This window comes from Streptomyces changchenzhani (assembly GCF_039766235.1).
Lineage (GTDB): Bacteria > Actinomycetota > Actinomycetes > Streptomycetales > Streptomycetaceae > Streptomyces.
The window spans coordinates 498,526-517,141 of the sequence record NZ_JBDHNH010000003.1 but is presented as its reverse complement, the minus strand read 5'-3'; the positions used below and the strand labels follow the sequence as shown (position 1 = coordinate 517,141).

The following is an 18,616-nucleotide window of genomic DNA, read 5'->3' as shown; positions in this document are numbered from 1 at the left end:
GAGCAAGTTCGTTGATGGAGGGTCAGTGCAGCGCAGCAGCTTCAGCCGTCGGGAGGGTTCCCGATGAGCGGCCTGACCTCGCGGCTGCCACGGTGGATCGGACGACGTACGGCGGCGACGGAGCCGGAGGCCGATCCCGGTTCCGCTGCCGAACGGCGCCCGCACACGGTCCTCGAAGAGTTCGGCCGGTCCGGCCCCGGGGGCGCGGACGGATTCCTGCTGCGCTCCTCCGCCGACCACCGCACCTCCGTGCAGGAGCTGGCCCGCTGCCTTCCAGTCGAGCGGGAGCGCCCTGTCGTCATCGTCGACGTCGCCCCGGAGGCCGCCGGAAACCTCGGCGAGCAACTGGGCGCACTGCTCGGCAGGCTGCGCGACGAACAGCGGTCCGCCGCCCGGCTTGTGATGTCGGGAGCGGCGGCACGGAAGCCCGACGGGCAACTGCCGCTCGCCCAACGCCTCGCTGATGCTTGGGAGTTGGAGCTGGAAGCTCCCGACGCGGTGGCCGTACTGGTGCCCGGCGGCGGGCTGTACGTGAGTGATCCGGCGAGCCCGGCGGGCGGCTGGTGGCGGTTCGCGCCGGGCGCGGAACCCGAGGCACTGGGGACGCGCATACCCGCGCCGGACTGGCAACGGGCACTGGCCCGGGTCCCGCTCGGCGAGCTGGGCGGCCACACGGTGCGCCAGATTCCGGCGGGGCTGCTGCTGCACCCCCGGGGCGCTGCGGCGCCCCGCCCCGGCGATCTGGCCTTCGCCCTGGCCGTACACCCGGGCCGGCCGACCGTGCTGGTGAGTGACGGACCAGCCGGCGACGACCTCGCGGAAGACCTGCCGGAGGACCTGGCAGCGCTGCTCGCCCGGCTGCCGGCGGACCTGCGCGGCCGGGTGCGGCTGGCCCCCGGCGACGGACACGACCTGCTGCCGGCCGCCCAGCACGTGGCGGACCTGCTCGGCACGGAGGTGGAGGTCTGCACGGGCCTCCCCCTGCCCGCTCCCGCACCCGCCTCGGGCACCACAGCGCACCACGAGTCCGTACGGCTGCATTCGCCCGAGGGCGAGTGCACCTGGCCCGCGCTGCTCACCGCCGTGCTCTGTGCCCCGGCCGAGCCGGACGAGTCCCGCCGGGCGCCGCGCCCGGTGCACTGGCTGCTGCCCGAAGCCGTGGGCACCGCAGATCCGGAACCCGCCGCGCTGCGGATGCCCGGCGGCCAGTACGTGGTCGCGGTACGGGCCGGGCTGTGGGTGGGCGGTTCCGCGACTCCCCCGGCCGCCGTCCGCGACCGGCCCGCCGAGGCGCGGGCCGTACGGATCGAGGTCGAGGACACGGCCACGGACGACAAGGCGCGCGGCGCACTCCTGAAGGCGCTCGCCGCCCTCCTGCCGGAACTGGACGAACAGGTACGCGAGCGCGCCGAGATCACCGCTCCCGCCGGTGCCGGCCCCGAAACGGTGACCGCCCTGCGGCGCTTCGCCGTACGCAACGGCCTGACCTTCTCGACGACACCCGCCCCCTCCACTCCCACCGCCTCACGTGCTTCACCGGAGGCGGCGACTGAGGCGGCGACGGCCCCGGGCATACCCAGCCCTCCGGCCGAGAGCACCGCTCTCCCTCCGGACACCGGGCAGTCAACGGCCGCCCCCGCCCCGGAGGCCCCCGTCCGGCCCGCCGCGCTCGCGTCCACGTCGGTGGCCGCCGTCTCCACGGCCGCGGCCGTACGCAACTCCGCCCCGGCCGCAGCCGCGACACCGCCCGCAGTCACCGCCCCTGCCACCCGTCCGACCACCAGCAGCAGCAGCCCCACACCGAAGCGGCCGGAACCGGACACGCCCGAACACCTTTCCGCCGTACGCTCCGGGACCCCGACCCCCGTCAGTACGCCGGCGCCCCCCGCGACGGCGGCCACTCCCACCCCGCCGAATCCGGCTCCGGCTCCGACTCCGGCTGCAACTCCGTCTCCCTCCCCGGTCCGAGCTTCCGGCGTGGCCCCCCGGCGTTCCGCCCCGGCTCCGGTGGGCTTCAGCAGCGGCGCCGACCGGGCCGCCTTCCGGGAGCTGGCCGCGTCGGTCTGGGAGGAGCACACCGGCCCGGTGCACCAGGCCTTCGTACGGCTGCCGGGCCTGCGCGGTCCCGGAGAGGACCAGGCCCGGATCGACCTCATCGCCGTACACCTGTATCTGTCGTCGCCTCCTGACGGTCGGTTCGGGGCGCAGACGCTCGCCGCCGAGGCGGAATCGAGTACGGGGGCGGGCGAGTTGGGCCCGTACGCCGCATGCTTGTCCTCCGGGCTGCGCAGGCTGCCCGCGCTGCGGGGCACACTGGTGCGGGCCGTACCCGGGCCCGCAATCGCGGACGGCGTCGTTCCCGGTGCGCTCCTGCGCTGCGCCGCGCCGCTCGACGTCGTGCACCTGGAGCAGAAGGGTGCGCCGCTGCCGCCCGAGGAGTACGTGCGGTATGTCGTACGTCCGATGACGGCTCGCCGTACGGCGATACTGACGGGCACGGGGGGCGGTGGCGCGGCGGCTCTCTTCGCGGCGGGGACCGAGTTCTCCGTACTGGCTGCGCACCGGGCGGACGACGGTCTTCCTGCGCGGGTGCTGCTCGCCGAAGTACCTTCCGGCAGAACGCAGTTCAGACCTCCTTCGGACGAGGCGCTCGCCAAAATGGACGCTTCGGCCTGCCGGGAAGCCGATGCGTCGGGCGCACTGTGGCCCGAACGCTGCTCGGGGCCGGCCCCCGTGCCCTGTACCCCGTAACGTCCCTCCCCCTTTCCTCCCGCTCTTCCCCCTGTTCCCCTCAGAGAGGCACGTCATGGCCACCAGCGAGTCAGCCGCCACGACCGGAGCAACGTCCGGCGCCTTGGGCTCATCGGTCCCCCGTGCGACGGCAGTTGCCGTGCTGGCCGAGGAGCCGACGTCCGGCCTGTTCCCGGAGAAGTCGGCTGAGGCGGAGGCTGAGGGAGCGAAGTCGCCGAAGCCCACTGTTTCGTCTTCGTCCCCGTCCACCGGCGAGGCCACCGCTCCCGTCGCTTCCCCGCCCGCTGCCTCGGCCACCACAGCCACCACGACCGCGGTCCCGGCCACCACGGCGAGCGCTGCCGAGGAGGAGGAGTCGGCGGAGTCGACGGCGGGCACCACCGCCTCCGCTTCCTCCGCTTCGACCACGACCACTGCTGCCGCCACGGCCACGGCGGCCACCGCCACAGCCACCGCCTCTCCCCGCCGCACCGTCGGACTGCCCCTGGGCCGCCCCGGCAAGCCCATGATCGCGGCGGCGGTGGCCGGTGGGCTGATCCTGGTCGGCGTACCGTTCCTGATCTCCGGGCTGTCCGGGTCGGACGACCAGACCATCCCCACGTCCGCGCAGGGGCCCGGGGGCAGCCGGATGGGGCCTGACGGTTCGGGGCCCGGCCTCGTGCCCGGCCAGCAGAACGCCCCCGGCGAGAACATACCCAAGCCGGGTGGCGGCGGGGCGAACGCGAAGCGCAATACCGGCCAGGCCGGCGGCGTCCACGAGGGCGGCTCTGCCACCGGCAAGGAGGTCATGGCCAAGACCGGGAGCACGGCAGGGCTGGGGACCGGCAAGGATGGAAAGACCGTTCCGGCCCAGAAGAACGGCGTGCCCGCCAACCCCGGTGTCCCGGCCGACAAGTCCCCTGCCGACAAGCCCGCCGGCAACCAGAACAGGCAGGCTGCCCCGGTCACGTTCCAACACCTCATAGGCCCCGGCTGCGACACCGCCGGCTTCGCCACCTCCGAGCAGTACAGGGACGGCAGCAACGGCTGGCGCGGCAGCCGCGGCAGCATGCAGTCCAACGGTTGCAGCGGCTTCTACTACAGCGTGCCGCTCTCGGACAGCACCTCGAAGTCCAATGGCTTCGCCCAGTGGAAGTTCTACACCGGGTCGGTGACGAAGGGCAGTTGCAAGGTTTCGGTCTACATTCCGAACGTCAAGGACATCGGTTACGTCGGCGGCAACCCGGCCCGCTACACCGTGCACCGCGCATTCGTCCCCAAGTCGAGCACCGAGATCGGCACCTTCGAGATCAACCAGCCCGCACACCTGGGCCAGTGGGTCTCCGCCGGTACCTTCCCGGCGAGCACGGGCAAGGTCTCCGTCGTGCTCGACAACCGCGGCAAGACCTCCGGCAACCGGCACGCCGCCGCGGCCCCGGTCAAGGTGGACTGCACGGCGGCGTAGCTCAGCGCCTGTGAACAAACTGATCCACAGCTCTCGGGTGGGCGGGCTGGTTCGCCGATAGCTGCACGTAGAAAACAGGGTGAAGCTTCCCCGTGGACCTGGACACCTGGAGACTGGGACGTGAGGTTCCAGAGGAAGTAGAACCAGGTGAGCAACAAACAGGGCAAGCGGCATTCGAAGGAGTGAGGTGATCCCCGTGGTGTGGACACACCTGACAATGGATCTTGTTGATCCTGGAAGGTGTAGATCTGCGTGGCAAGGCCCTCGAAGTACAGTGCGGAGTTCCGGTCCGACGCGATCGCGTTGTGGCGGGCTTCGGCCGGCAGGCGAACGTTCAAGGACATCGCAGCTGATCTGAACGTCAACCCCGACACGCTGCGGACCTGGGTGCCGGATCCTGACGGTCGTCCAGTCGCCGTCGGCGCGACGCAGGACACCGAGGCCGAGTTGGCCCGGCTGCGGGCGGAGAACGCGCGGCTGGCCAAGGCGGAGAAGGAATGGCAGCTGGAGCGGGAGATTCTGCGCCGGGCAGCGGCCTATTTCGCCCGGGAGATGAAGTGAAGACCGCCGCTTGGGACTTCGTCTCCGCCCATGCCGAGATGTTCGGCATCAAGCGGATATGCCGGGTGCTGGAGGTCTCCCGCTCGGGCTACTACCGGTGGATCGCCGGCGCCGAGGCGCGGGCAGGGCGGCAGTTCGAGGAGGATGCCCTGGTCGGGGAGATCCGCGAAATCCATGCCGAACACCGCGGGAGCTACGGCGCGCTTCGAGTCCATGCCGAACTGCGCGGCTTCGGCCACACGGTCAACCGCAAGCGCGTGGCAAGGCTGATGCGCAAGCACGGCATCGTCGGCCGCCACCTGCGGAAGAAGAAGCGCACCACGATCCCGGACCGCCTCGCGCCGCCGGTGGCGGACCTGCTCCAGCGGGACTTCACCGGCATGCTGGACGAGAAGTGGGGCGGCGACATCACATACGTGCAGGTCGGAGCCGCGTGGCTCTACCTCGCTTGCGTCATCGATATCCGGTCGCGCCGAGTGCTCGGCTGGTCGATGGCCCCGCACATGCGGGCCGAGCTCGTCATCGACGCACTCCAGGCCGCGGTCGCGACTCGCGGCGGCAACGTCACCGGAGTGATCTTCCACGCGGACTGCGGATCGCAATACACCTCGGCCGCGTTCGCCCAGGCCCACTTCACCCGGCTAGGGCCATAGCCTTCGAGACCTATGGCGAGCCGGGTATATCTGACGCGTCCGCGGCAGCGGCGAAGGACGGGCGGACGCTGCTCGGTGGCGAGTGCTGTGCGCTGAGGACCCGACAGCAGTGCGGACGGCCCTGGGCCGGTGTGCAGTTCGTCTGCTCGCGCCTCGGCCCAGTGGGACAGTTGCGCCCTCTCACCGGTGCGAGGCACCGGACGTACGGCGTGCAGCTTGTCAGCGCAGGACCCAGACGGCCGCGGCGGGTCGGGGGCCTGCACGTGACGCTCAGCAAGGTTCCCTGCCGGGTACTGTCCCTGACGGCTACCGCGGCCGGCGTAGGTCGAAGAAGGGCGCTGGGTCGTGGGGCTTCTTGGGGCGCCGTCGGGATCCACTCACGGGCATTCTCCTTGTCTTCAGGCCGGCGGTACTGCGCGTCGTCCGGCCATTCAGCTGTAGCGTCACCGCCGTACGCGCCCAGTTGACGGGGCTCCTCTGCGCTTCGGCTTCGCCGCCGCAGGCGCTCGTCGCCATCACCCGCAGCTGCCAGGCCCCGGGATACACTGCTCCGCCCCACCCCGACCGGAGGTCATCTCAGTGTTCCCCGCACGGGTACTTGCCGGTGCCCCGTTGGCTCTGGTGATTCTCGCCCTGTCCGGCTGCTCTTCCACCTGGGGCTGCGCCGACACGACGGCCGAGCGCGGTAAGGCCGGTGTCAGGGTGCAGGTCGAGGACACATCTGGGCAGCCTCTCGGCGTCACCGCCAAGGTCGTTGACTGGCGCCTTGAGCCCCACCCACAGGTGCCCTCCGACGGCGACCAGGTCCACTTCCACTACCGCTTCGACAGCGCCGACGAGAGATCCGGCCCTGCAGTGGATGCCTGCGCGGTCGACAAGAAGCGCGTGGCGTTGATGTGTCAGACGGTGTCTTCGTCCCAGGCGTGGCCCGGGCCGGACTGTGACCTCACGGGCGACCGCTGGCTCACCGTCGAGCACCCTGAGCAGGTTGCCGGAGTGCTATTGATCCCCAATGACCAGTCCTACGACGGACCAACCTGCGAGACGGACATCAAGGACGGTGGCGGGACGCATCCTCCGAAACCAGCCAGCATTGGGGACCAGCTGTAACGGGCTGACCCGCGATTGATCTTGGGGCGTGCTGGCCTGGGAGGTCGGCTGGTTGGTGTTCACTCGCAGTTCGGCCCGTGACTCGTACCGGTACTCCAGCGAGTCCGCCTCCGCCTGCTCGATGTCGGCGATCGTCAGCTCCGGCATCCGCAGTTGGGTCAGCGTCACCTCGGCCGAGGCCGGCTGGGCGTCCGTCGGCAGCCACTGCTCCGGCTTCCAGGCCCCGCTGCGCAGCAGCGACTTGGGGCAGTGCGGGTAGACCTACTCGATCCTCAGCACCAGCGCACTGGCCGGCGGCTTTCCCACGGCGGTCAGCTGCGACAGCCGAGTCCCGGTCGGCGGTCCGCCCCACCGCCGTCGATGTCCTTCCGCCCGAAGATCGCGGGCGCCCGGCTCTACGCCGACACCTTGGAGCGCGGCCTTCGCTGAGCAGTACGACCACCACGGCCCACCGGGCCGTACAGCATCCTGGACGGGCTCCCACCGACACCTCCCGGCGGGGGCCCGCTCCCTGACTCTTGGACACCTCTATGAGACACGCTCGCGGCATCAAGGCCCTTGCTGTCGCCGTCGTCGCCACGGCGGTCTGCCACCTCACCATGAATGCCGGTTTCGCCATGGCACGCAGCCAGCAGGACGCCAACCCGGACTCAATGAACGGCATGCCCGTATTTCTTCTGACCCTCCTGGCGTCCTGCGTGTTCATGCCCCTGCTCCTGTGGGCCGGCATGCGCGCGCTCAGCGAGACCTACACCCATCTCCTGCTTGCCTTCGCCACTCCGGCATGGGCGGTCATGGCGGGGTGGTACACCGACACGGTGGACAGACCACACGGTGGTCACATGCCCGTCCTCGTCCTGATCGGGTTCGTGGCAGCCGCCGCTCTGGTGGGCAGCATCCACCCCTGGCCCCACTCGAAGGATTAACAACCGTCCCGTAGCCGTGAACCGGATGACGCGACGGTCCGGTACGGCCCGGTACGCCCGGCGACACTGCCCTGCGCGCGCACCGCACGCGATGTACGGCACAGGGCGAAGCCCCAGCCGGCCGCGCGACGGCCCCCAAGCGTCCGCCAAAGCGCGGCCAGGAGGCCGACGGCACACACAACGCCGATGAGCAGGGCAACGACTGGGCCGCGGCCGCGGACTTCGTCTGACTTCTCCAGCGCGATCTTCTTCGCCTTGAGCAGGACGTGGGCCTCTTCGGCGATGTCGACGGCGAGCGGGAGGCGGTGCTGGCGGCGGCCGGTGACGACGACTCCGGCCAGGCGGCGGTCGATGGTGGCCGGTGAGGTGAGCGGGCCGGGCGGCTTGCCGGGCTTCGACGGCCGGGCGGGCTGCATCCAGCACCATTCCGCGAACAGGATCAGGGTGCCGGACCGGACGGCTAGTGCTGTGACCGGCATGGTTCGCCGGGCTGATAGGCGGGGAAGTAGCGGTGCAAATCGGGAGGCGTTTCGAGCAGCCGCTGCGTAGGGTCTGCCGGATGACGCTCTCTCATGATGTTGCCGGAGACGGTCCGGTGCTGGTGCTGGTGCATTCCGGGGTGTGTGACCGGCGGATGTGGGATGCCCAGTGGCCGGCCTTGATCGACGCTGGTTACCGGCTGGTGCGCTGTGATCTTCGGGGCTTCGGTGAGACTTCAGCGCCGGACCGGCCTCACAGCGACGCCGAGGATGTGCTGGCCCTCCTGAACAGTCTGGGCATCGCGCAGGCGGCACTGGTGGGATCCTCGTACGGCGGGCAGGTCGCCTTGGAGATCGCCGCGCGCTGGCCGGATCGGGTGAGCGCCATTGGGTTGCTCTGTTCCGCCCTGCCCGGTCATGAACCTTCTGCCGAACTGAGTGCGCTCGGGGAGCGCGAGGAAGCGCTGATCGAGGCGGGGGACATCGTCGGCGCGACGGAACTGATGGTCGAAACCTGGCTCGGCCCGGACGCCGACGAGACCGCCCGAGAGGCGGTACGCCAGATGCAGCGGCACGCCTTCGAGCTGCAGCTGGCCGCCGCTGAGGAGTTCGAGCCAGTCGAGGCCGTGGTCGATCTGGCGGCAATTCAAGCGCCCTGCCTTGTCCTGTCCGGCGCGCATGATCTGGCGGACTTCCGACAGATCGCTGCCCGACTGCCGCATCTGCTCGCGAACGCCGACCACGTCGAACTGCCATGGGCAGGTCACCTACCCAGCCTGGAGCAGCCGTCGGCCGTTACCGATCTGCTGATCGGCTTTCTCAAGGAGAGAGTCCCTGTCGGTTGAGCCTGCTCGCGGCCCGTCCTGTCATGCGGCGTTGAGGAGGGGGCGTCCGCCCCAGCGGATGCCTTTCTCGCTGCGGATGCGGGCACGCTCCTTGCGCTGGGCGGCCAGCACGTCGGGATGGCGGGTGTTGGCGTTGCACCAGCGCAAGTAGGTGTGCAATGCACGGGTCTGGACGGTGTGGTTCGGATGGTTGGAGTTGGCCAGGGTGAACTGTCGCAGCGGGCCGAAGTGCGCCTCGATCGGGTTGGCCCAGGAGGCGTTGGTCGGGGTGAAGCACAGCTCGACCTTGTTCTTCCGAGCCCATTGGCGGATCTTGCTGCCCTTGTGAGCGGAGAGATTGTCCAAGATCACGTAGATCGGGGCGCCGTCCGGACGCGCGGTCCGGATCGTTTTCAGCGCAGCTAAGGACGGGGCCGCGCCCTTGTGGCGGCGGTTGACGCCCCACAGGGTGTCGTCGCCGACCGAGTAGCAGCCGTGGAGTAGGTGACTCCGTGGGTGCGATGGTAGGTCGCTGGATGACGGTTGGGCCTTCCCTGCTCGGCCCAGCAGGACCCGCCGGTCGGCCGGATACCCAGCGGTCCGAACTCGTCGAAGGCGAAGACCCGGTCGGGGAAATGGGCCAAGACGTGCTCGATCCGGTCGAGTTTGGCGTCGCGGTCGGGGTCGGTGGAATCCTTCCACGTCTTCGTGCGCTGAAAGGTGATCTTGCGGCGGGCCAGCAGACAGCGCAGGGCCTCGCGGCCGATCCGTATCGGGCGGGCGACGTTGCGCCGCAGGTGGTCGGCGAGTTTCCTGATCGACCAGCGCGTGAAGGGCTTGCCGAACTTGGTGGGGCGGGTGGTGGCCGTCTGGATGACGAAGTCCTCGTCGTCATCGCTGAGCAGGCGGGGACGACCTCCCGCCCACCGAGGGTCCAGGCAGCCGAGCCCGATCTCGTTGAATCGGTGGATCACGTCGCGAACGGTGTCCTCGTCCGCCTGGACGAGTTGGGCGATCACCGGCACACGGGTTCCCGCCAGCTGAGGCCAGGAGCATCATCGCCCGCCGGTAGCGCACCGTACTGGTACTGCCCCGCCTCACGATCTGCTGCAGCTGCCGCCCCTCCTGATCGGTCAGTCTGCGTACTCGGACGGGCTCTGCCACCGCGCCTCCATCTGCCAGACCGGATGTGGCCTTACATCCACTGGATGTGGTGTTCGAGGACGAGGAGTTCGCGGACCTGTACCCCAAGGACGGGCGGCCGGGGCTGTCGCCGGGGCAGTTGGCGCTGGTGTCGTGCTGCAGTTCGCGGAGAACCTGTCCTACCGCGCGGCCGCGAACGCGGTCCGTACCAGGATCGACTGGAAGTACGCTCTGGGCCTGGAACTGGACGATCCCGGCTTTGACCACTCGGTACTGTGCGAGTTCCGGGCCCGGCTGGCCCAGGGCGACGCGGCGGACCGGTTGCTGCAGGTGATGCTGCACCGGTTGACCGAGGCCGGACTGCTCAAATCCGGTGGCCGACAGCGCACGGATGCCACCCACGTGCTCGCGGCAGTGCGCACGCTGAGTCGGCTGGAGCTGGTCGGCGAGAGCCTTCGGGCCACACTGGAACAGCTCGCCCAGGCCGCCCCGGACCGGCTGCTCGCTCTGGTCGAACCGGAGTGGGACAAGCGCTACGGGCGGAAGGTCGAGATCGGCAAGGTCCCTGGCGGGAAGGCCGGGGTCACTGCCCTGGCGGAGGCCTTCGGCCGGGACGGGCAGAAGGTCCTGGCCGCCGCGTGGACGGCCGACGCCCCGCCCCGGCTGCGGGCGTTGGCGCAGGTGGAGGTCCTGCGCCAGGTCTGGGTGCACCACTACTACTGGGATCCTCGCGGGCGGCTGCGCTGGCGTGACGGCCACGCATTGCCGCCGGCGTCGCTGCGGTTCGACTCCCCGTACGACACCGACGCGCACTACTGCGGCAAACGGGACACCGCCTGGTCCGGCTACCGCACCCACTTGACCGAAACCTGCACGTCAGAACTGCCGGAGGTGGTCGTACACGTGGCCACCACGATCGCCCGGGTCCAGGACGGCGAACTCACCGACCAGGTCCACGACGACCTCGCGGCGATCAACTTGACCCCGGCCGAGCACGCGGTCGACGCCGCCTGCATCAGCCCGGCGCGGATCGAACGCGCCCAGCGGGTGCACGGCATCACCCTGCTCGGCCCGGTCGTGCCCGACCACAGCCACCAGGCCAAAAGCGGTGCCGGCAGCGGCCACGACTACATCCAGGTCAAGTTCGACAAGGCCACCTGCCTGGCCTGCCCCGTCCGCCCGCTGTGCACCAACGCCGTCAGCGGTCCGCGCTCGCTCGCACTGCTGCCCACCCGTGAACTGCACGAGATCCAGCAGCGCAACCGCCTGGACCAGCACACCCAGGACTGGCAGCGGCGCTACGCGACCCGCGCCGGCATCGAAGCCACCCTCTCCCAGAACGTCCGCACCTGCGGCCTGCGCCGAACCCACTACCGAGGCCTGCCGAAAACGCACGTCCAGCACGTACTAACCGGCCTGGCCTGCAACGTCACCCGCATCGCCGACTGAATCGCCGACCCAGCCCGCCCTCGGCGGGCACCCAGCCACTTCCACGCCCTCTGCACCGCCACCGGCTGACCCTCACAAGATCGCCAACAGAGTCACGGCATTGGCCCTAGGTCCTGTCCGGCGGATCAGGACCGGATGGGCACGAGGTACCCTGCGGGGCGGCGAGCCGGCCGGCGCGTCCGCCTCGCGGTGTCTCCTTGATCAGCTGCTGCGCACGAACACCTTGCCCTTGGTGGAGCCGGCGGAGCAGGACTTCTTCTCGGCGTCGGTCATCTTGCGGGACTTGACCAGGACCGCGCTGTGCTTTCCGTCCGTGCCGTTCGTGGCCGGGCCCGTGATCACATCGTCCGTGAACCAGTAGTAGTGGCCCCACTTCGGGTCGTCGTAGTGGGTCTGCCAGGTGCCGGAGATCTTCTGCATCAGCTGGGCGCGGGAGATCCAGCCCACTTCCCCGGGCTGCACGGTCTCGGTGAAGGCGCTGGTCTCCGTGTGCGAGCTCTGCCAGGTGTAATTGTACGTCGCGGTCACGCTGGCGGTGATGATGCCCTCGATGCCCCCGCCGACGGTCACCGAAGTCCCGAACGAGTGGGAGGAGCCCACCGTGTCGGCCCAGCTCATCGATTGGGAGGCGGGCGAGGTGGTGCAGTTGTAGAGCAGGTCGGAGACCTGGCGGGATTCTCCGAGGTACGCCTCTCCGATCTCAGGGGAGTTGAAGGTGCACTTGCCCTCTCCGGAGGCGCAGTCGGCTATCAACTGCTCGCGGGTGGGCTGGTCCTCGGCCGCGGCCGGCAGGGCCGTCGCCGCGACCAGTCCTAGCGTGGTCGCCGCCAGCGCCATCATGCGGCCGCCTACGCGGTTTTTCGTCAGCATTGGTGCCTCTCGCCGTGCGTGGGGGGACGGCGACCGCAATGCGCGCTCTGGTACCGGAGGGCTTGCAGTCACCGCCTGGTGCCAACGAGACTCACGTAAACGACGGCCGATCTACACCAAGAACTGGCAAAGCTGTAGTTGATTGCGCAACCGACTCTCTTCCAACCAGTCGGTAACAATGGGGACTTGGTGCGGCTCAGCGCTCGAGCGGAGTGAGGGCGGGCATCTGGCGGGGGATGCCGGGCGCCGAATTCTCGATGTTAATGGCGGTGGCGAAGTCAGGGCAGACAACATCCGTGCCCGGCCATGGCTAAAGGCCGTCATCTGTCGCGGCCTCTGTCCCAATCCTTCGGGGAGTCAGCCATGGCGCGGGCCCGCGCTGAACACCGCGATGGGGCTGGACCCCGGAGAGTGCACCAGTACGGACGGCCTGGGGACTGCGAGCCTCAACTTGCGGACCGTGTCCGCGGTCACCCGCAGATCCCGGGCGACCGCCACGATCGGCGGCACCTCCGGCCCCGCGCACGCCAACACAATCCGTGCGCGCAGGGCCAGCGCCTGAGCCGACGTCGCCCGACGCGTCCACCGCTCCAACACCGCCCGCTCCTCATCAGAGAGCAGCAACGGCCCCAGCTTCGGGCCCCGACGAGGAACTGACGCACCAGCAGCAGAAGTAACACAACAACTAACGATCAACTACTGGCGCAGGACACTAGTACTGCAACGGTTCCTGGCGTGTAGTTCCAGGGCCTTGTAGCAGCAGCTCACGTCTGCCAGTGCCGAAGATATTGGGGTGTCACCGGCAGGTCGGTAACGGAGCGTACAGACGCGCGATTCAACACCGATGTTCCAAGCCCCAGCCCGGACGGGTGCACTCGCGTCGAAGCACTCCCCGGGCGCCGTGGCCGGGCCTACGCTGAAACGTCGGGCGGCCCCGGGCCGCTGCACCACCGGGAGGGGAAGGGCCCATGGCACCGCGTACGGACGCTGACACCGATCACCGGCCGGACTATCCGCCGAGGACCCCGCCGCCGCCGAGGAAGCCCCCGAGCCCGCCGGCCCCGGAGCCGAGCGTCGTGCCGGGCGAGTTGGTGGGGACCGCCCGCCGCGGCGTGGCCATGGCCAACCGGCGCGGGCTCAATCTCTGCATGGACAACTACCCGTGGACCACGGCCACGGCGAGGCGCCGCGTCCTGACGCAGCTCCACGAGTGGGGCCACCGGCCGGATGCAGACAAGGCCGCCCACGTCATCACGACGGTCGTCGGTTCGATCCTCAACGACGGCGGCCGACGCATCAGCATTCACCTCTCCGACCAGGGCACCCAGGCATGCATCCTCGCCCTGTCCCACCAGCCAGACCTGGTCGCCGGACACGATCCTGTCGGTGACACGATCCTCAAGGAACTGGCGGGCATTTCCATCGTCTCCAGCTGCGGCACCGACACCGCGCCCGACGGACGCCGCCTCTGGGCCGTCATCGACCTGTAGCGCCCGGCGTCACCTCGGCGAGCCGGGGTTGCTACCCGCGGGGATTTTCGACCGGGAATGAGACGGCGCCCCAGGCCGGCGGGGGAAGCCGTACCGGCACCGAGGCGCACCATCACAAGGATCTGAGCCGGCCTCGGGCGGCCGACAGGTGACCGTGCCCCGCCGCGGCCGAGGGTCGCCGTCCGAGTGCCGCTCGACCCACAGCGCGCTGACCTGCCGTGGTCGGGGTCGGGGTCGGGGTCGGGTGAGGTGATCCCCGAGGCACACCAGGGGCCACCTCAACGAGACTGCAGCCCCTCTCACTTCGTGCAGCTCCACTGAAGCAGCAACCATCGACGTGTTTTCCGTTGATGTGTCCGTCTCTCAGCTTGAAATTTAACGAACCTCCTGTTTTGCCCTGCGGTGTTCGGTGAGGGTTTCGATCCGTTTTACGGTCTTTCCGGGCTCGTATCGGGGTGCTGGCCTGCTGTTCTTCGATCCGGTGGGGCGGCCTGAGCCGGGGCGGGACGGTTTCGGTGCGGCCGCTGGGCTGATGGTGGCGGCGCGGACGTTGCGAAACCCTCGTCGCACGCGGGCAGGGGTAAGCCGGCGAGGTTCGGCGGGCCGTTCCCAGGGGCGGCGTAGGTCCTCGGCGAGGGGACGCGCGAGGCGGATCTGGGTGTGGGTGGCGATGATCAGCCAGGTCCAGAGGTCGGCGGTGTCCGCGTGGCGGATCTTTGGGGTGGTCCAGCCGAGTGTCTGCTTCATCAGCCTGAAGGTGTGCTCAAGATCAAGATCGAATCTGCGGAGGAACGCCTGCCACCAGCGGTTCACGTCCGTGCTGGTAGCGGCGGTTGTCGAGCACCATAGTCAGACCGGTTTAGGGGCGCGGTTGCCCGGCAGGTACTCGACTCGAGGCGGATCAACGTGCCGTGCAGGACGGGCAGTTCCTCCTCTGCGTGCTCCAGCCAGGGACCGCGGTGGCCGAGTCGGGGGTGCATCCGGTCCCAGGCCGTCGCCTGGGCTTTGCCGTAGTGGGTGGTGTCCGTCTCGGTGGTGACCTCGGGCTGGTGCCAGGTGTCGGGCTGGGCGAAGGTGAGCACGCTTCCGTGCCGGCGTGGCCGCCCGCCCTTGGGACCAGAGCGGGCGGGGCCCGAGTCGCGGAGCATGACGCGGCCCGAGCGCAGACGTCCGACCAGAACGACGGGCAGGTCCGCCAGGACGTGGGAGAGGTAGGCGACGTCGTAGCCGGAGTCCATCATGATCAGGATTTCGGGATCGCCCGGCTGCCAGTGCCCAGCCTTGAGCAGCCGGTCCACGACCTCGCGGAGCTGGGCAGCGGTCACGGCGGTCGCGTCGTCGGCGGGACCCAGCCGCACCGCGTCCAGCAATGCCACCCACGAGGTGCGGCCCGCTTCCAGAGCGGCGACGAAGGAGTACGGCCAGCCGGGAATCAACTGGTCCGAACTGCGGTCGCCCCGTCCGTAGACGTGACAGAACAGCCGCTCGTCACTGGTCGGGGCGTCCGGCCGCAGCCAGTTCGACACATCGACGGCCAGGACGATCCGCCCGTCGGCCGCCTTCGGCAGCGGCAGGCCGGCCAGAGCGCGACGGAGCCGTGCCGGCTCCAGCCAGCCCCGGTCGAGAGCCGCGTACAGTGCGCCGTGCCCACAGCGGTGCTCAGCCGTCAGTGACAGTTCAACCAGCGTCTTGACCGGACCGTCCGCGCACAAGACGGCATCCGTGAGCTCGAAGAGCGCGTCCGCGCGGGCATACAGGCAGTCGTAGAACTCAACTCGAAAGCGGGACAAGATGCCCAACGCATCGCCTGCGGACCCAGTGACGGGGAAACTCATACGCAGCGGCCGTTCTCTCGTACTTCGTGACTCGACATCTCGAAGCGTGGAGAACGCCGCCTTCGTTGTCCCAGGAAGAACCGCAGATCAGCAGGTCGGGTGACCTGCGACGTTAAACGTCAAGCTCAGATCTTGCATCCCTACAGGTCAAAGGCTTCCGATAGCCGGACCAGAACGAATTCCCATTGAGGCGACATAGCGTGGCGGCGCGGGAGGCGGATGCCTCCGGCTACGACGACGGGTCGGTACGGGCGCTGGGCGTGCTGCTACGGATATCGCCGGACGCGGAACTCCGGGCACGCCACGACGCAGCGGTCGCGGCTCACGCCGCGGACGTGAGCCGTTGACCTGTGGACCGACAGTGCCCACCACACCCACACGCACGCGCCTGTGGCCCTCACTGGCTGTTGTTCTTTCGAGTGTGACCGGCTGGTTTCCGCAGGTCAGGCATAGGCGCCCGGGTGGTGCGGCAGAACTTTTCCAGCATGTTGCTGCCGAGAGGGAGGATGCTGCCGATGCCGTCGGTGATGGGACTGTTGGAAGCCGAAGAACGCGCCGCCCGGCAGCGGGTGGAGGTGCTGCGTGAGCAGACGGACCGGCTGCTGGCTGAGTTGCACGAGTCCGAGACCGACTGGCAGGAGCTGGTCATCGCCCAGCAGCGGGTCGGCCGGGTCCTGGCCGGGCAGCATCAGGACGACGCTGGCGGGCAGGCGGCGGGAGAGCTGGAAGCTCCGGTGGCGGGCCGCGAGTCGGGCTCTGCAGCCGTCGTTGCCGCGCGCCCCGGATCGATCCTGCCGCCGTGGAGTCCTGGTGCCGATCCTGGAGCGCTCGCGGTGGACTACCAGCGCATCCTTGCCGTTCTGGCCGACGCCCGGCGCCGCAGCGAGGAGCCGATGGCCTGTAGGCAGATCGCCACGGCGATGGGCGTCGAGCTGACGCCGTCGAAGATCGAGGGAGTGGTGCGCTCCCGGGCCCGCCGCCTGGCTGAGCGCGGCTGGCTGACCCAGACCTCGGCGGGGAAGTTCACCCTGGCCGACGGGCCAGCCGGCGCCGCATCAGCATGACCATCGACCAGTAGATCATCGCCTCGGACGAGTCGGGGCGCCGCTCGTAGTCGCGGCCCAGGCGGCGGGTGCGGCACAGCCACGCGTTGGTGCGTTCCACTACCCAGCGGCGCGGCAGGATCTGGAAGCCTTCCGCGTCGTCACTGCGCTTGACGATCTGAAGTGTCAGGCCGAGTACGGCCACGCACCACGACACGAGGAAGCCGGTGTATCCGCCGTCGGCCCAGATGAGCCGGATGCGGTGGTGGCGTGCGCCGGCACGTTCGATCAGGTGCTGGCCGGCGTCGCGGTCCCCGACATCGGCGCGGGTGACGGTGACGGCCAGCAGCATGCCGATGGTGTCGGTCAGCAGGTGGCGTTTGCGGCCGACCGTCTTCTTGTTGCCGTCGTAGCCGGAGGTGGCCACCGGGATGGTGGGGGTGGAGCGGATGGTCTGCGAATCGATGATGGCGGCGGTCGGCTCGGGGTCGCGGCCGGCGTCCTCGCGTACCTGCGCGCGCAGCCGGTCGTGCAGTTCGATGGTCCATCCGCGGTCCCGCCAGCGGCGGAAGAAGGCGTAGACGCGGTCCCAGGGCGGGAAGTCGAGAGGCATCGCACGCCACTTGATGCCGCCGTCCAGGAGGTAGAAGACGGCGTCGAGCATCTGGCGGTGGCAGTAGGACTCCGGGCGTCCGCGCCGGCTCTCCAGCCAGGCCGGGACCGGCATGGCCGCGCGCACGATCGCCCATTCGGTGTCGGTCGTATCGGATGGATAGCGCGCTGCCCGGTCAGGGTGGTCGCCGGCGTTCCCGAATCGGTGAGCCAGGCAATCGCACCGCGACACGCCGGAGTTGGACGTCGCGGCGGCGGGCGCGACAGACTGGAGCACCAGGGTCTCCTCCTGCTCGTTGGACTTCGACATCCCCGAGCTGTGCAGGAGGCCCTGCTTTCATGCGCGGACCGCTAAATGATCACGCGAAGGTGGATCCGGCTGGCACTCCCGTTCGACCGTCAAGCATCACGGCCGAATGAGCAACAGCCAGTCAGCGATCCTCCGCCAGAACCGCTGCTTCTCCGCACGCCGGTTGACCGGGGGACGCCCCGGCGACCGCAGCGGCGGACGACCGGCCTGAATGGCCGCACGCGCTCTTCCATGTGCCACAACCCGCTCCTCCACGATGGAGGTGTTGCGACGACCACTTGAATCCGCCTTGCGATCCGCAGTCCGCGTGGAAGACCACCCCGGTCACGTCACCGCCCCGCGCGGCAACCGCGGCCCGCAGGGCGTCGATGACGAGCTCGGCTTTCATGTGCGGGGCCATCGACCAGCCGACCACCCGGCGCGAGCAGATGTCGATGACGCTCGCGACATACCACGAGGCGCCGACCTGCACGTAGGTGATGTCGCCGCAACACTTCTCATCCAGCCGGCGGGCGGTGAAGTCACGCTGGACCAGGTCCGGGGCGGGCGGCGCGAGTGGATCGGGGACGGTGGTGCGCTGCTTCCTGCGCAGGTGACGGCCGACGATGCCGTTTTCACGCATCAGCCGCGCGACGCGCTTGCGGTTGACCGTGTGCCCGAAGCCGCGCAGTTCGGCGTGGACGCGCAGGGCGCCGTAGTTCTGGTGGTGTCCGGTGTGGATCTCGCGGATCTCGGCGACCAGGGCTTCGTCGTCGGCCCGGCGGGCGTCGCGCGCCTCGGTGCCGGCGAGCCACCGGTAGTAGCCCGAGCGGGAGACCTGGAGCACACGGCATATCCGCTGAACGGCGAAGGCCTCGGCGTTCAGATCGGTAGCGACGTCCCGATACGTCCGCCTGCCGGCCGACGCCCGCCACAACGCGATCGCGTCGGACCGAAACTCCGCACTGTACTTCGAGGGCCTTGCCATGGAGACCTACACCTTCCCGGACCGTCAAGATCCATTCTCAGGTGTGTCCACACCACGGGGGTCATCTCACCTTCACCCGAGCCCCATAGTCGCCACGTTCATGACGTCGCCAGTACCCGAATGGCGGATTTCCCCTGATTTTCTGCGGG

The 18,616-nt window shown here is 69.5% G+C and carries 13 protein-coding genes and 5 pseudogenes; 10 read left to right on the top strand and 8 right to left on the bottom strand.

Annotated features, from left to right (window positions below; translation table 11 throughout):
• Positions 1 to 63 precede the first annotated feature (63 nt).
• The 4 genes and pseudogenes from ABCR94_RS13615 to ABCR94_RS13600 all read left to right on the top strand — a co-directional run bounded on the left by ABCR94_RS13615 (position 64) and on the right by ABCR94_RS13600 (position 6,519).
• Positions 64 to 2,751, top strand: a complete 2,688-nt coding sequence (locus ABCR94_RS13615; protein WP_347119507.1) for a hypothetical protein — start codon at positions 64 to 66, stop codon at positions 2,749 to 2,751.
• 55 nt (positions 2,752 to 2,806) lie between these two features.
• The gene (locus ABCR94_RS13610) at positions 2,807 to 4,195 is read left to right on the top strand and encodes a hypothetical protein (protein ID WP_347119506.1); all 1,389 of its coding nucleotides are present in this window, start codon (positions 2,807 to 2,809) and stop codon (positions 4,193 to 4,195) included.
• A gap of 252 nt (positions 4,196 to 4,447) precedes the next feature.
• Positions 4,448 to 5,376, top strand: a pseudogene (locus ABCR94_RS13605) (IS3 family transposase); the annotation flags it as partial.
• Between the two features lie 612 nt (positions 5,377 to 5,988).
• Positions 5,989 to 6,519, top strand: coding sequence for a hypothetical protein (locus ABCR94_RS13600; protein ID WP_347119505.1), 531 nt, complete (start codon positions 5,989 to 5,991; stop codon positions 6,517 to 6,519).
• A gap of 81 nt (positions 6,520 to 6,600) precedes the next feature.
• Here the strand turns inward: ABCR94_RS13600 and ABCR94_RS13595 are convergent.
• Positions 6,601 to 6,843, bottom strand: a pseudogene (locus ABCR94_RS13595) (PNPOx family protein); the annotation flags it as partial.
• 206 nt (positions 6,844 to 7,049) lie between these two features.
• On the opposite strand from ABCR94_RS13595, the gene ABCR94_RS13590 reads away from it, so the two are divergent.
• Positions 7,050 to 7,445 carry a hypothetical protein gene (locus ABCR94_RS13590; RefSeq protein ID WP_347119504.1) on the top strand — a complete coding sequence of 132 codons (396 nt, stop codon included), beginning with the start codon at positions 7,050 to 7,052 and terminating at the stop codon, positions 7,443 to 7,445.
• On the opposite strand, the gene ABCR94_RS13585 is transcribed toward ABCR94_RS13590, so the two are convergent.
• Positions 7,442 to 7,924, bottom strand: a complete 483-nt coding sequence (locus tag ABCR94_RS13585) for a hypothetical protein (protein ID WP_347119503.1) — start codon at positions 7,922 to 7,924, stop codon at positions 7,442 to 7,444. The genes ABCR94_RS13590 and ABCR94_RS13585 overlap by 4 nt on opposite strands.
• 80 nt (positions 7,925 to 8,004) lie before the next feature.
• On the opposite strand from ABCR94_RS13585, the gene ABCR94_RS13580 reads away from it, so the two are divergent.
• Positions 8,005 to 8,769 (top strand): alpha/beta fold hydrolase, encoded by a 765-nt coding sequence (locus tag ABCR94_RS13580; protein WP_347119502.1) that lies wholly within the window; start codon positions 8,005 to 8,007, stop codon positions 8,767 to 8,769.
• A 21-nt stretch (positions 8,770 to 8,790) separates the two neighbouring features.
• Here the strand turns inward: ABCR94_RS13580 and ABCR94_RS13575 are convergent.
• Positions 8,791 to 9,912 (bottom strand): annotated as a pseudogene (locus tag ABCR94_RS13575) (IS630 family transposase).
• A gap of 132 nt (positions 9,913 to 10,044) precedes the next feature.
• Here ABCR94_RS13575 and ABCR94_RS13570 point away from each other — a divergent pair.
• Positions 10,045 to 11,340, top strand: coding sequence for a transposase (locus ABCR94_RS13570; RefSeq protein WP_347119501.1), 1,296 nt, complete (start codon positions 10,045 to 10,047; stop codon positions 11,338 to 11,340).
• Between the two features lie 201 nt (positions 11,341 to 11,541).
• On the opposite strand, the gene ABCR94_RS13565 is transcribed toward ABCR94_RS13570, so the two are convergent.
• Both ABCR94_RS13565 and ABCR94_RS13560 read right to left on the bottom strand, forming a co-directional pair.
• Positions 11,542 to 12,210, bottom strand: coding sequence for a hypothetical protein (locus ABCR94_RS13565; RefSeq protein ID WP_347119500.1), 669 nt, complete (start codon positions 12,208 to 12,210; stop codon positions 11,542 to 11,544).
• A gap of 357 nt (positions 12,211 to 12,567) precedes the next feature.
• Positions 12,568 to 12,834, bottom strand: a complete 267-nt coding sequence (locus ABCR94_RS13560; protein ID WP_347119499.1) for a hypothetical protein — start codon at positions 12,832 to 12,834, stop codon at positions 12,568 to 12,570.
• Positions 12,835 to 13,178: 344 nt separating this feature from the next.
• Between ABCR94_RS13560 and ABCR94_RS13555 the strand changes: the two genes are divergently transcribed.
• Positions 13,179 to 13,700 (top strand): hypothetical protein, encoded by a 522-nt coding sequence (locus tag ABCR94_RS13555; RefSeq protein ID WP_347119498.1) that lies wholly within the window; start codon positions 13,179 to 13,181, stop codon positions 13,698 to 13,700.
• Positions 13,701 to 14,075: 375 nt separating this feature from the next.
• On the opposite strand, the pseudogene ABCR94_RS13550 reads toward ABCR94_RS13555, so the two are convergent.
• Positions 14,076 to 15,535 (bottom strand): annotated as a pseudogene (locus tag ABCR94_RS13550) (NF041680 family putative transposase).
• A gap of 200 nt (positions 15,536 to 15,735) precedes the next feature.
• On the opposite strand from ABCR94_RS13550, the gene ABCR94_RS13545 reads away from it, so the two are divergent.
• Together ABCR94_RS13545 and ABCR94_RS13540 are read left to right on the top strand one after the other, a co-directional pair.
• Positions 15,736 to 15,882 (top strand): hypothetical protein, encoded by a 147-nt coding sequence (locus ABCR94_RS13545; RefSeq protein ID WP_347119497.1) that lies wholly within the window; start codon positions 15,736 to 15,738, stop codon positions 15,880 to 15,882.
• A gap of 168 nt (positions 15,883 to 16,050) precedes the next feature.
• Positions 16,051 to 16,599 (top strand): hypothetical protein, encoded by a 549-nt coding sequence (locus tag ABCR94_RS13540; RefSeq protein ID WP_347119408.1) that lies wholly within the window; start codon positions 16,051 to 16,053, stop codon positions 16,597 to 16,599.
• Here the strand turns inward: ABCR94_RS13540 and ABCR94_RS13535 are convergent.
• Both ABCR94_RS13535 and ABCR94_RS13530 read right to left on the bottom strand, forming a co-directional pair.
• Positions 16,559 to 17,500, bottom strand: coding sequence for an IS5 family transposase (locus ABCR94_RS13535; RefSeq protein WP_347119407.1), 942 nt, complete (start codon positions 17,498 to 17,500; stop codon positions 16,559 to 16,561). The genes ABCR94_RS13540 and ABCR94_RS13535 overlap by 41 nt on opposite strands.
• Positions 17,501 to 17,789: 289 nt before the next feature.
• Positions 17,790 to 18,467: pseudogene (locus ABCR94_RS13530) on the bottom strand (IS3 family transposase); the annotation flags it as partial.
• Between the last annotated feature and the right edge of the window lie 149 nt (positions 18,468 to 18,616).